Below are 12180 nucleotides of genomic sequence, written 5' to 3' on the forward strand. Positions count from 1 at the left end.
CGTCACCAGGAGGGGCGCCGGGGACTCCGCCCGGCGCCCCGGAGCGCGGCGCGGGGCGGCGCCTAGTCTCGGGAGCATGAGCGTGCGCCGGGTCATGGGGACCGAGGTCGAGTACGGCATCTCGGTCCCCGGGCAGCCCACGGCCAACCCCACGACCCTGTCCAGCCAGGTGGTCAACGCCTGGGCGGTGGCCGACGCCCCGACCCGCCGGCGGCCACGCTGGGACTTCGAGGAGGAGTCGCCGCTGCGCGACGCCCGCGGCTTCGACCTCTCGCCGGCCAACGCGCTGGACCACACCGACCTCGACGAGGACTCGGGGATGGCCAACGTCATCCTCACCAACGGCGCGCGGCTCTACGTCGACCACGCGCACCCGGAGTACTCGACGCCGGAGGTCACCAACCCGCGCGACGTCGTCGTCTGGGACAAGGCGGGGGAGCGGGTGATGGCCGAGGCGGCCCGCCGGGCCGCGCGCATCCCGGGGACCCAGCCGATCCAGCTGTACAAGAACAACACCGACGGCAAGGGCGCCAGCTACGGCGCGCACGAGAACTACCTGATGGACCGGCGGACGCCGTTCATCGACATCATCCGCGGGCTCATCCCCTTCTTCGTGACCCGGCAGGTGTTCGCCGGCGCCGGCCGGGTCGGCATCGGCACCGAGAGCCGCACCAAGGGCTTCCAGATCTCCTCCCGTGCCGACTTCTTCGAGGTCGAGGTGGGCCTGGAGACGACGCTCAAGCGGCCGATCATCAACACCCGCGACGAGCCGCACGCCAACCCCGACGAGTACCGCCGCCTGCACGTGATCATCGGCGACGCGAACCTCGCCGAGCTGGCGACCTACCTCAAGGTCGGGACGACGTCGCTGGTGCTGGCGATGATCGAGGCCCGGGCGCTGACCGAGGACCTCTCGATCGAGGAGCCGGTCGCGGCGCTGCAGGCGGTCAGCCACGACCCGACGCTGGCCACCCGGGTGCGGCTGCGCGACGGGCGCCGGATGACCGCCCTCGACGTCCAGCGGGCCTACCTCGACCAGGCGGAGCGCTTCGTCGACCGCACCGGCGCCGGTGACGAGCAGACCAGCGACGTGCTGCGCCGCTGGGCCGAGGTGCTCGACGACCTCGCCGTCGACCCGATGCGCTGCGCCGACCGGCTGGACTGGCCGGCCAAGCTGCGCCTCCTCGAGGGCTACCGCGCCCGGGACGGCCTGGACTGGGGCGACTCCCGGCTGCAGCTGGTGGACCTGCAGTACGCCGACGTCCGCCCGGACAAGGGCCTCTACTCCCGGCTGGTGGCGCGCGGGTCGATGCAGCGGCTGCTCACCGACGACGAGGTGACCCGCGCGATGGTCACCCCGCCGTCGGACACCCGGGCGTTCTTCCGCGGCGAGTGCCTCCGGCGCTTCCCGGCCCAGGTGGCCGCCGCGTCGTGGGACTCGGTGGTCTTCGACCTCGGCCGGGAGAACCTGGTGCGCATCCCGACGATGGAGCCGCTGCGCGGCACCCGCGAGCACGTCGGCCTGCTCTTCGAGTCGACGTCGTCGGCGCAGGAGCTGGTCGACACGATCACCGGCGGCTGATGGGAGGACCTCCTCCTCCTCCCCAGCACTCGCACGCTCGCGGCGGGACCCGGGAGGAGGCCGTCGCGCGGGAGCTGGCCGCCGACGTGCTCGCGCCGGCCGCCGGGGCGGTGGACGCGACCGGGGTGCTGCCGAGCGGGCACCTCGACGCGCTGGCCGCGGCCGGCCTGTACGGGCTGACCGGCCCGCGCTCGTCGGGCGGGCTGGGCGCCGACGTGGCGACGGTGGCCGCGGTCGTCGAGGAGCTGGCCGCGGGCGACCTCGCCACGACGTTCGTGTGGCTGCAGCACCTGGGCGTGGTCGTGCGGGTGGCCGCGCACGGCCCGCCGCCGGTGCGCGCGCGGCTCGCCGACCTCTGCGCCGGCCGGCTCCGGGCCGGGATCGCGCTGCAGGCGGCGGTGCGGCCCGGCCCGCCGGCGATCCGGGTGCGGCCGGACGGCGGGGACCTCGTCCTGGACGGCGCGGTCCCGTGGGTGACCGGCTGGGGCGCCGTCGACGTCGTCCTGGTGGCCGCCCGCCACGGCGACGACGTGGTCCTCGTGCTGGCCGACGCGGTCGAGGGGCCGACCCTGGCCGTGGGGTCGCAGCGGATGGTCGCGGTGCAGGCGAGCGCCACGGTGGAGCTGCGGCTCGCCGGGCACCGGGTGCCGGCCGACCGGCTGGTGCACCGGGCGCCACTGGCCGGGTGGCTGGCCGCGGACGCGGCCACGCTGCGGGTCAACGGGTCGCTGGCGCTCGGCCTGGCGCTGCGCTGCACCCGGCTGATCGGGCCCTCGCCGCTGGACGGCGACCTGGCCGCCGTCCGCGCACGGCTCGACGCCGCCACGCCCGAGGAGCTGCCGGACGCCCGCGCGGAGGCGGCGGCGCTGGCGCACCGTGCGGCCGGCGCGCTGGTGGCGGCCACGGGGAGCGGGGCGGTCCGCGCCGGCAGCGACGCCGAGCGGACGGCGCGGGAGGCGGTGTTCCTGCTCGTGTTCGGCTCCCGGCCGGCGATCAGGGCGTCGCTGCTGAGCCGGCTGGGCGCGGCGGACTGAGCACGGCGGATTGAGCACGGCGGACTGAGCACGGCGGCGCCTCGACCGTTATCCCTAACTACTGCGTCGACGCGTCCACGACCGGGTCGCAGGCGCCGACAGCTGTCGGTACCTGCGGGTAGTTTCGGCCCCAGCACGCACTCGGCGCGCACCAGGGGAGGGCACATGGCCACCAGGGACACCGGCGGGCAGCAGCGGACGACCCGTTCTCGTGAGGACACCGACGAGGTCGAGGCGTCGGTCGACGCCGAGGTCGCCGAGCGGCACAAGGAGATGTCCGAGGACGTCGACGCCATTCTCGACGAGATCGACGACGTCCTCGAGGAGAACGCCGAGGAATTCGTGAGGAGCTACGTGCAGAAGGGGGGCCAATAGGCCATTCTGAGAATGGTAGAGAATGGTCACCCGGAAGTTCTGTCGGGACTGCGGTGAGCTGAGGCCGACTGCTGAGTTCTCGCTCGACCGCACCCGGCACGACGGCCTCAGCTTCTACTGCAAGGTGCACGCACGCCGACGCCTGCTGCATGCGAAGGACGCCCGGAAGGGACCGCCGAGGTCTCGACACAGGCGTGCCATCGACGTGCCCGGCGGTCACAAGTGGTGCCCCGACTGCGGCTCTGTCAAGCCGTTGCAGGACTTCGTCCGCAACGCGAGCCAGCCCTCCGGACGTGCTCCGTACTGCAAGCCGTGCCACAACGCCCGAGGCAAGGCGTCCAAGGACAGGATGGGCGGGTCGCGGACGTACCACCTGAAGCGGCGGTACGGGATGACGGCCGAGGAGGCCGATGCGGTGCTCGCCGACCAGCGCGGGCTCTGCGCCATCTGCGAGGTCGCGCCGGCGGAGCACGTCGACCACGACCACGTGACCGGGAGGGTCCGCGCCCTGCTCCGCTTCAACTGCAACGGCGGCCTGGGCCAGTTCCGGGACGATCCGCAGTTCCTGTACGCCGCGGCCGAGTACGTCGCCTACCACCGAGCCCGGCACAGCCGCCCCGCCGGACCGCCGCCGGCGGCCGGGGTCTGACCCGTCGCCCCGGGGTCCGGCGTCCCCGGTCCTGCCCGTCAGCGCAGCACCCCGGTGCCGGAACCGGTCCCTGGCGGCCTCCGACCGCGCCCCGGGTGGGCCGTCGGCCCCGCCGGTAGGGTCGTCCTGACGCCGCCGCCGGTCCCCGGACCGGTGCGCGGGCGACGACCGACGGGGGCCTGCGAGGGGCTGCCGGACAGCGCGGACAGCACCCCGTGAGGGGCGGAGAGGGTGGACGGGTTGAGCCAGTCGCACACCGGCCGGAGCGGCTTCCCGCCCGCCTACCTGGACCGGGTGGGTTCCTCGTTCACCGACTTCCTGGCCTCCGCGGCCCCCGACCTGCTGCCCGGCAGGCGGCCGGTGCCGCAGATCCCGGTCGGGGACCTCACCCCGCACGGCACCACCATCGTGGCGGTCACCTACGCCGACGGCGTGCTCATGGGCGGCGACCGTCGCGCCACGATGGGCAACCTCATCTCCAGCCGTGACATCGAGAAGGTCTACCCGGCGGACTCCTGGTCGGTGATCGGCATCGCCGGCGCCGCCGGCATCGCCATCGAGATGGTGAAGCTCTACCAGGTCGAGCTCGAGCACTACGAGAAGATCGAGGGCCTGACGCTCAGCCTCGACGGCAAGGCCAACCGGCTGGCGCAGATGATCCGCGGCAACCTCGGCGCCGCCCTGCAGGGCCTGGCCGTCGTCCCGCTGTTCGCCGGCTACGACCTCGACGCCGCGCCCGGCACCACGCCGGGCCGGATCTTCAGCTACGACGTCACCGGCGGGAACTACGAGGAGCGCGGCTACGCTGCCGTCGGCTCGGGCTCGCTGTTCGCCAAGAACTCGCTGAAGAAGACGTGGCGCACGGGCCTGGGCGGCGACGCCGCCACCCGCACGCTGGTCGAGGCGCTCTACGACGCCGCCGACGACGACTCGGCCACCGGCGGCCCCGACCCGGTGCGCCGGCTCTACCCGATCGTCTACCGGGTCGACGCCGAGGGCGCCGTCCGCCTGGCCGACGACGAGGTCGCCGGCGTCGCCAAGACCGTCATCGACGAGCGGGCCGCCGCCGAGGGACAGGGCTGACCGCCATGACCATGCCGTACTACGCCTCGCCCGAGCAGCTGATGCGCGACCGCTCGGAGTACGCCCGCAAGGGCATCTCCCGCGGTCGCAGCGTCGCCGTGCTCACCTACGCCGAGGGCGTGCTGTTCATCGCCGAGAACCCCAGCTCGACCCTGCACAAGGTCGGCGAGCTCTACGACCGGATCGGCTTCGCCGCCGTGGGCCGCTACAGCGAGTTCGAGAGCCTGCGGGTGGCCGGTGTCCGGCTCGCCGACGTGCGCGGCTACTCCTACAACCGCCGCGACGTCACCGGGCGGGTCATCGCCAACGCCTACGCGCAGACCCTGGGCGAGATCTTCACCCAGCAGATGAAGCCCTACGAGGTCGAGCTGTGCGTGGCCGAGGTCGGGGACAGCTCCGAGACCGACCAGCTCTTCCGGCTCACCTTCGACGGGTCGATCGTCGACGAGCCCGACTTCGTCGTCATGGGCGGGCAGGCCGAGGCCGTCACCGGCCACCTGCGGGACAACTTCCGCCGCGGCCTGGACCTCGGCGAGGCGCTCATGACCGGCGTCCGGGCGCTGTCGGCCGTCAGCCCGGCGAGGTCGGGGGGCGACGGGGACGGCAGCCTGCTCGCGGCCGGCCAGCTCGAGGTCGCCGTCCTCGACCGCCGCCGGCCCAAGCGGGCCTTCCGGCGGGTCGTCGGCGCGGCCCTGGGCACGCTGCTGGGCGACCGGGCGGCCGGGGAGGCCTCGGAGGGCGCCACCGCCGCGCACACACCGAGCACCCCGCAGCCGGGCACCCCGGCGGGACTGGGTGACCCGGCGGCTCCCGACACGGCCGGTGGCACCGGCGGCTCGGGGGAGGGCAGCGGCCCGCAGTCCGGTCCGGCCGACGGCGAGGGCGGCGGCACCGACGGCGGCACCGACGGGGGCGCGAGGTCCTGACCGGCCCGCGGCGCCGGGAACCGGCCGGAGTCGCACGCGGCGCCTAGGCTCGGTCCGTGGACCGACGGATCTTCGGGATCGAGACCGAGTACGGCGTCACGTGCACCTTCCGCGGGCAGCGACGGCTGTCCCCGGACGAGGTCGCGCGCTACCTGTTCCGGCGCGTGGTCTCGTGGGGGCGCAGCTCCAACGTGTTCCTCCGCAACGGCTCGCGGCTCTACCTCGACGTCGGCAGTCACCCCGAGTACGCCACCGCCGAGTGCGACGACCTCACCGAGCTGGTCGTCCACGACAAGGCCGGCGAGCGGATCCTCGAGGGCCTGCTGGTCGACGCCGAGCAGCGGCTGGCCGAGGAGGGCGTCACCGGCGACATCTACCTGTTCAAGAACAACACCGACTCGGCCGGCAACAGCTACGGCTGCCACGAGAACTACCTGGTCGGCCGGCACGGGGAGTTCAGCCGGCTGGCCGACGTCCTCATCCCGTTCCTGGTCAGCCGCCAGCTCGTCGTCGGCGCCGGCAAGGTGCTGCAGACCCCGCGCGGGGCGATCTACTGCGTCAGCCAGCGGGCCGAGCACATCTGGGAGGGCGTCTCCTCGGCGACCACCCGCTCGCGGCCGATCATCAACACCCGCGACGAGCCGCACGCCGACGCCGAGCGGTACCGGCGGCTGCACGTCATCGTCGGCGACTCGAACATGAACGAGACGACGACGCTGCTCAAGGTCACCATCACCGACCTCGTGCTGCGGATGATCGAGGCCGGCGTCCCGATCAAGGACATGTCGCTGGAGAACCCGATCCGCGCCATCCGCGAGATCAGCCACGACATCACCGGCCGCCGCAAGGTCCGCCTGGCCAACGGCAGGGAGATGTCGGCGCTGGAGATCCAGGCCGAGTACCACTCCCGCGCCGCGGAGTTCGTCGACCGCGAGGGCTTCGGCCCCGTGCACCGGCAGATGCTGGAGCTGTGGGGCCGGGTGCTCAAGGCCGTCGACACCGAGGACCTCTCGCTCATCGACCGCGAGATCGACTGGGCCACCAAGCTCTCGCTCATCGAGCGCTACCGCGCCAAGCGGGACCTGACCCTGTCCTCGCCGCGGGTGGCCCAGATGGACCTCGCCTACCACGACATCAGCCGCAAGCGGGGGCTGTACTACCTGCTCGAGCGCGCCGGGCAGGTGGAGCGGGTGGCGCACGAGCCGCGCGTCTTCGAGGCCAAGAACGTGCCGCCGCAGACCACCCGCGCCAAGCTGCGTGGCGAGTTCATCCGCAAGGCCCAGGAGAAGCGGCGCGACTTCACCGTCGACTGGGTGCACCTCAAGCTCAACGACCAGGCCCAGCGCACCGTGCTGTGCAAGGACCCGTTCAAGAGCGTCGACGAGCGCGTGGAGAAGCTCATCGCCTCCATGTGACCCGGAGGGGTCCGCGAGGGACGTCGGAGCCGCCCTGCGAGGGTCGCGCCGCGGCGCGGGGGCCGGAGGCTCCCCGGCGCGGTGCGACGGGAGGGCTCCGCGCAGCCGGGGGACGGCACCTGGCCGCGGTGGAGGCCGTGAGGCCGACGGTCAGTAGGGCACCTGGAGTGCGGCGTAGCGGCCGGCGGCCGCGGCGGCCAGGAAGTAGGCGCGCTCCTCCGGCCAGCCCCGGCCCATGGTCGACAGCGTCACCGGCGAGAGCTGCAGCGCCTCGTCGAGCCCGTCGGTGTCCACCCACACGACCTCGTTGCGCTCGGGCTGCCCGGCGAGGTCCTCCTCGACCTGCTGGCCGAGTTCCGAGCCCAGCCCGCGCGGCGCGACCAGGGTCACCCCGGCCAGCGCCACCCGGCCGAACGCGGTCAGCGAGTGGTGCGAGACGCCGCGGTGGCGCGGACGCGGGTCGGCGTCGGAGATCCGCAGCGCGCCGACCGGCTCACCGCCCAGCACCGAGACGGCGTTGCACGCCTCCCCGGCGGCCACGCCGGAGAAACCCCACGACGTCCCGGTGCCCAGGTTGCCCGGCCCCTGCGTGACGACCGTGACGTCGGCGCCGAGCACGTGCTTGGCCGCCAGCAGCCCGGTGTGCAGGGTGACCGCCTCCAGGTCGCCGCCGAAGGCCTGGCCCACGGTCACCACGCCGGTCAGCGACGGCGCCAGCGTGTGCAGCGTGCGGGAGAACCCGGCCACCAGCGCGCCGCCGTCGGTCATGACGTAGGCGACCTTGAGGTCGGGGTCGGTGGCGAAGACGCCGATCAGCGCGGCCGGCAGCGCCGAGTGCAGGTCGGCCACGACCACGGGCATGCCGCCGAGGTCCTCGGCCTCGGCGATCGCCGTGTGGTGCTCGGTGTCCTGCTCGTCGACGCCCTGCACGCTCACCTGCAGCGGCGTGTACCGGGCCTTGACCAGGTGGCCGGGGCCGGTGGGGTCCGGCGGCAGCCGGTCGGGGACGGCGACGACGAGCGCGTAGCCGCCGGTGCCCAGGCGCTGCGCCCAGGCGGTGGTGTTGAGCAGCACCTCGTCGCCCACCTCGGGGACGCCGACCAGCGACGGGTGGGCCAGCGAGCGGACCGCGCCGTCGCCGGGCACCTCGACGGTGAGCTCGAGGGCGTCGCGCCAGCTGCGCCCGGTGGCGGTCACCCGCCCGCGTCGCCATCGGATCCGGTGCACCGCCGTCTGGTTCTCCCCCACGAGGGGAGAGTAAGGACCCCGGTGCCCCCCGCGCCTCGCGTGGCCCCCTGCGGGGGCCCGCTGCGAGCGTGCGAGCAGCGGGGGGCAGGGGGTCCTTTGTCTAGGCTGGGGCGCGTGTCGGCGAAACGGGCGGAGCGGCTGGTCAACCTGGTCATCGCCCTGCTGGGTACCCGGCAGTACGTGACGGCGGCCCGCATCCGGGCGATCGTGCCCGGTTACGAGCCCGACGACGGTAGCGCCCGCGCCGACGAGGCGTTCAAGCGCATGTTCGAGCGGGACAAGGCGGAGCTGCGGGAGATGGGCGTCCCGCTGGAGACCGGCCGCACCAGCGTCTTCGACACCGAGGACGGCTACCGCATCGCCCGCGCCGACTACGAGCTGCCCGAGATCACCCTCACCGGCGAGGAGGCCGCCGCCGTCGGCCTGGCGCTGCGGCTGTGGGAGTCCGCCCAGCTGGCCGGGGCCGCGCACAGCGCCCTGGTCAAGCTGCGCGCCGCCGGCGTCGACGTCGACGCCGACCGCGCGCTGCCCGTGCAGCCACGGCTGGACTCCGACGAGCCGGCCTTCGAGCCCTGCTACGCCGCCGCCCGCGACCGGCGGGTGCTGCAGTTCGACTACCGCCGTCCCGACGAGGACACCCCGGCCCGTCGGCACGTGCAGCCCTGGGGGGTGGTGGCCTGGCACGGGCGCTGGTACCTCGTGGGCCTGGACCTCGACCGGCAGGCGCCGCGGGCGTTCCGCCTGTCCCGGGTGGTGGGCACGCCGAAGGCCACCGGTCCGGAGGGCGCGTTCGAGCCGCCGGCCGACGTCGAGCTGTCCGCGCTGGTCGCCCGCCAGGCCGGGGGAGAGGAGCACCTGGTGGTGGTCCGCGCCCGCCCGGGGGGTGCGGTGGGCCTGCGCCGCTGGGCGACGCCGCTCGGGCCGGCCGAGGACGGGGACGACCGGCTGCAGCTGCGCACCACCGAGCCGTGGCGGCTGGCCGACCAGCTGGCCGCCTACGGCCCCGACGTCGTCGTGGAGTCGCCGCAGGCGGTGCGCGCCGCCGTCGTCGAGCGGCTGACGCGCCTGGCGGCCATGGGGGAGGGAGCGTGACCGGCCCGGCGACCAACGAGCGGATGACCCGGCTGCTCTCGCTCGTCCCCTACCTCACCGCCCGGCCGGAGGGCGTCCCCCTCGCCGAGGCCGCGCGGGACTTCGGCGTCCCCGAGCGGCAGCTGCGCCGCGACCTGGACCTGCTGTGGATGTGCGGCCTGCCCGGCTACGGCCCCGGTGACCTCATCGACCTGGCCTTCGAGGGCGACCGCGTCCGGGTCACCTTCACCGCCGGCATGGTCCGCCCGCTGCGGCTGACCACCGACGAGGCCGTGGCCCTGGTGGTCGCGCTGCGCACGCTGCTCGACCTGCCCGGCCTGGCCGAGCAGGAGGCGGTCAGCCGCGCGCTGGCCAAGGTGTCGGCCGCCGCCGGGCACGCCGCCGAGCGGGTCACCCCGGTGGCGCTGTCGGTCGACGCCCGCGAGCAGGCCCTCGCCGTCGTCCGCGACGGGCTGGAGCGCGAGCGGGCGCTGCACCTGCACTACTACGTGCCCACCCGCGACGAGCGCACCGAGCGCACCGTCGACCCGATGCGGCTGCTGCTCGTCGACGGCCGGTGGTACCTGGAGGCGTGGTCGCGGGAGGTCGCCGGCGTCCGGCTGTTCCGGCTGGACCGCATCGACGACGTCCGGGTGCTCGACGAGCCGGCCGCCCCGCCGCCGCAGGCCGCGCCGCGCGACGTCGAGTCCGGCCTCTACCAGCCCGAGCCCGGGTCGCCGGTGGTGCGGCTGCGGCTGGCCCGCACCGCGCGCTGGGTGGCCGAGTACTACCCGGTCGAGGACGCCCGCGAGGTCCCGGACCCGCCCGGCGGGCTGGCCGTCGCCCTGCGCACCGCCGACCTGGCCTGGGCCCGCCGGCTGGTGGCCTCCCTCGGCGGGGCGGCCACGGTCGACGAGCCGGCCGAGCTGGCCGCCGCCGTCGCCGCCGACGCCCGCGCCGCGCTGGACCGGTACGCGGCCGGCGCCGGCGTGACCCCCGGGGCCTAGGGTCGTCGCCGTGCTGCTGCTCGTGGTCTGCATCGTCGTCGTCGTGCTGTCCCTGGTCGTCCTCGGCGCGCTCGTGCACGCCGTGCTCGGCGCGTTCCGGCGGCTCGGCCGCGAGCTGCAGGCCGCGGAGCGGGAGGTGGTGCCGCTGCTGGAGCAGGTGCAGGCGACCGCCGCCCGGGCGGCCGCGCTGCAGGCGGCCGACGAGCGGACGCCGGCCGCCCGGACGGCGCACACCGGCTGAACGCCCGGCGAACACCACGCGCCGGCGCCGCGAGCCGTCCGCCGAGGACCCCCGGGACGAACACCCTGCGGCGTAGCATCGCCCCCGCCCCCTCGACCTGGAGGACGCATGAACCTCGGCGCGCCGGAGATCATCCTGATCATCCTCGCGATCCTGCTGCTGTTCGGGTACAAGAAGCTGCCCGACGCCTCGCGCTCGCTCGGCCGTTCGCTGCGCATCTTCAAGGGCGAGATGAAGGGCATGAAGGACGACGACCGCAGCCGTCCCACCCCCGCCCAGCTCGACGCCTCCGACGCCGACCGCCGTGCCGCGCTCGAGGCCGAGGCGGCCGCCGCCGAGGCGCGCGCGGCCGAGCTCCGGGCGCGCGCCGGCCAGCCCGGCGCCGCCGACCCCCGCTGACCGCTCCCCGGAGCAGCGACGTGAGCGGGCCCGAGCCGCGCGGACGCCGGCGCCGCCGGCCCCCGCGCGACCCCGAGGCGACGATGACCCTCGTCGCGCACCTCACCGAGCTGCGCAACCGGGTCGCCAAGGCGCTGCTGGCCCTCGCGCTGGGCGCCGTCGCCGGCTTCCTCTGGTACGACCACGGCCTGCTCACCTTCCTCAGCGAGCCCTACTGCTCGCTGCCCGCCGAGCTCCGCTTCCAGGGCGACGACAACTGCCGGCTGGTGGTGCTCGACGTCTTCGGCGGCGTCCTGCTGCGGCTGAAGATCGGCCTGATCGCCGGGGCCGTGCTGTCCTCGCCGTTCTGGCTCTGGCAGCTGTGGGCCTTCATCACCCCCGGGCTCAAGCGCAACGAGAAGCGGTACGCGGTCACCTTCGTCGCGGCCTCCACCACGCTGTTCGCCCTCGGCGCGGTGCTGGCCTACGTCACCCTCTACAAGGGCCTGGAGCTGCTGCTCGGGCTGGCCGGGGACGAGGTGGCCTTCCAGCTCACCGCCCCTGACTACCTGGGCTTCGTCATCAGCCTGCTGGTGGCCTTCGGGCTCAGCTTCGAGCTGCCGCTGATCGCCGTGGCGCTCAACCTGGTGGGCGTCCTCAGCCACGCCGTGCTCGCGAGGAGCCGGCGCTGGATCTTCTTCCTGACCATCGTGTTCGCCGCGTTCATCACGCCGACGCAGGACCCCTTCACCATGCTCGCCATGGCGCTGCCGATGGTGCTGCTCTTCGAGCTGGCCATCCAGATCGCCCGGATCGTGGACAAGCGGCGCGCCCGGCGCGAGGCACACGAGCACTTCCACGACGTCGCCGACGACGAGGCCTCGCCGCTCGACGCCCGGCCCTCGCACCTCGACGCCGCGCCGACCCCGCGCGACGACCTGCGCCGGGACGACGCCGCCGCGACCGACGCGGCCGACCGCCCGGGCGCCCGCTCCCGCGGCTGAGGGCCCGGGCCGCCGCGGTCCTCCGGCGCGACCACGCCGTCGGGCCGGTGCGGGGCCGGGAGGCAGGGAGGGAGCCGGGTGAGCGCCGGTACCGACGTCGCCGTCCTCGTCAGCCCCGCCGCCGGGCGGGGACGGGCGCGCACCGTCTCCGGCGCCGTCCTCGACGT

Annotated in this window: 13 protein-coding genes; 12 read left to right on the forward strand and 1 reads right to left on the reverse strand. The window is 74.8% G+C overall.

The window, feature by feature from the left end; genetic code table 11:
• Positions 1-76 precede the first annotated feature (76 nt).
• The 7 genes from dop (at position 77) to pafA (ending at position 7064) form a co-directional block, all read left to right on the forward strand.
• On the forward strand, positions 77-1582 hold the full coding sequence (gene dop, locus ABQ292_RS18785; RefSeq protein WP_369209214.1) for a depupylase/deamidase Dop: 1506 nt from the start codon (positions 77-79) through the stop codon (positions 1580-1582).
• A complete protein-coding gene (locus ABQ292_RS18790) occupies positions 1582-2616 on the forward strand; it encodes an acyl-CoA dehydrogenase family protein (RefSeq protein ID WP_369209216.1) in 1035 nt (344 codons plus the stop codon). Before dop ends, ABQ292_RS18790 begins: the two co-directional genes overlap by 1 nt.
• 165 nt (positions 2617-2781) lie before the next feature.
• The gene (locus ABQ292_RS18795; protein ID WP_369209218.1) at positions 2782-2991 is read left to right on the forward strand and encodes a ubiquitin-like protein Pup; all 210 of its coding nucleotides are present in this window, start codon (positions 2782-2784) and stop codon (positions 2989-2991) included.
• A gap of 349 nt (positions 2992-3340) precedes the next feature.
• Positions 3341-3640 carry an endonuclease VII domain-containing protein gene (locus ABQ292_RS18800; protein ID WP_369209220.1) on the forward strand — a complete coding sequence of 100 codons (300 nt, stop codon included), beginning with the start codon at positions 3341-3343 and terminating at the stop codon, positions 3638-3640.
• 240 nt (positions 3641-3880) lie between these two features.
• Complete coding sequence (gene prcB, locus ABQ292_RS18805; protein ID WP_438940609.1) at positions 3881-4723, forward strand: proteasome subunit beta; 843 nt, start codon at positions 3881-3883, stop codon at positions 4721-4723.
• Positions 4724-4728: 5 nt separating this feature from the next.
• Positions 4729-5649: a proteasome subunit alpha gene (gene prcA / locus ABQ292_RS18810; RefSeq protein ID WP_369209224.1), complete on the forward strand. Its 921-nt coding sequence runs from the start codon at positions 4729-4731 to the stop codon at positions 5647-5649.
• A 56-nt stretch (positions 5650-5705) separates the two neighbouring features.
• Positions 5706-7064 (forward strand): Pup--protein ligase, encoded by a 1359-nt coding sequence (pafA, locus tag ABQ292_RS18815; RefSeq protein WP_369209226.1) that lies wholly within the window; start codon positions 5706-5708, stop codon positions 7062-7064.
• 150 nt (positions 7065-7214) lie between these two features.
• On the opposite strand, the gene ABQ292_RS18820 is transcribed toward pafA, so the two are convergent.
• Positions 7215-8312 (reverse strand): DUF3866 family protein, encoded by a 1098-nt coding sequence (locus ABQ292_RS18820; protein WP_369209228.1) that lies wholly within the window; start codon positions 8310-8312, stop codon positions 7215-7217.
• A gap of 114 nt (positions 8313-8426) precedes the next feature.
• Between ABQ292_RS18820 and ABQ292_RS18825 the strand changes: the two genes are divergently transcribed.
• The 5 genes from ABQ292_RS18825 to tatC all read left to right on the forward strand — a co-directional run bounded on the left by ABQ292_RS18825 (position 8427) and on the right by tatC (position 12013).
• Positions 8427-9404, forward strand: a complete 978-nt coding sequence (locus ABQ292_RS18825) for a helix-turn-helix transcriptional regulator (protein WP_369209230.1) — start codon at positions 8427-8429, stop codon at positions 9402-9404.
• A complete protein-coding gene (locus ABQ292_RS18830; RefSeq protein WP_369209232.1) occupies positions 9401-10390 on the forward strand; it encodes a helix-turn-helix transcriptional regulator in 990 nt (329 codons plus the stop codon). Before ABQ292_RS18825 ends, ABQ292_RS18830 begins: the two co-directional genes overlap by 4 nt.
• A gap of 10 nt (positions 10391-10400) precedes the next feature.
• Positions 10401-10631, forward strand: a complete 231-nt coding sequence (locus tag ABQ292_RS18835; protein ID WP_369209234.1) for a hypothetical protein — start codon at positions 10401-10403, stop codon at positions 10629-10631.
• Positions 10632-10739: 108 nt separating this feature from the next.
• Entirely contained in the window at positions 10740-11030 is a 291-nt protein-coding gene (tatA, locus tag ABQ292_RS18840) for a Sec-independent protein translocase subunit TatA (RefSeq protein ID WP_369209236.1), read from the forward strand.
• Positions 11031-11050: 20 nt separating this feature from the next.
• The gene (gene tatC, locus ABQ292_RS18845; RefSeq protein WP_369209238.1) at positions 11051-12013 is read left to right on the forward strand and encodes a twin-arginine translocase subunit TatC; all 963 of its coding nucleotides are present in this window, start codon (positions 11051-11053) and stop codon (positions 12011-12013) included.
• Positions 12014-12180 lie beyond the last annotated feature (167 nt).

Origin of the sequence: Geodermatophilus maliterrae, assembly GCF_041018925.1 — a bacterium.
GTDB classification, from domain to species: Bacteria; Actinomycetota; Actinomycetes; order Mycobacteriales; family Geodermatophilaceae; genus Geodermatophilus; species Geodermatophilus maliterrae.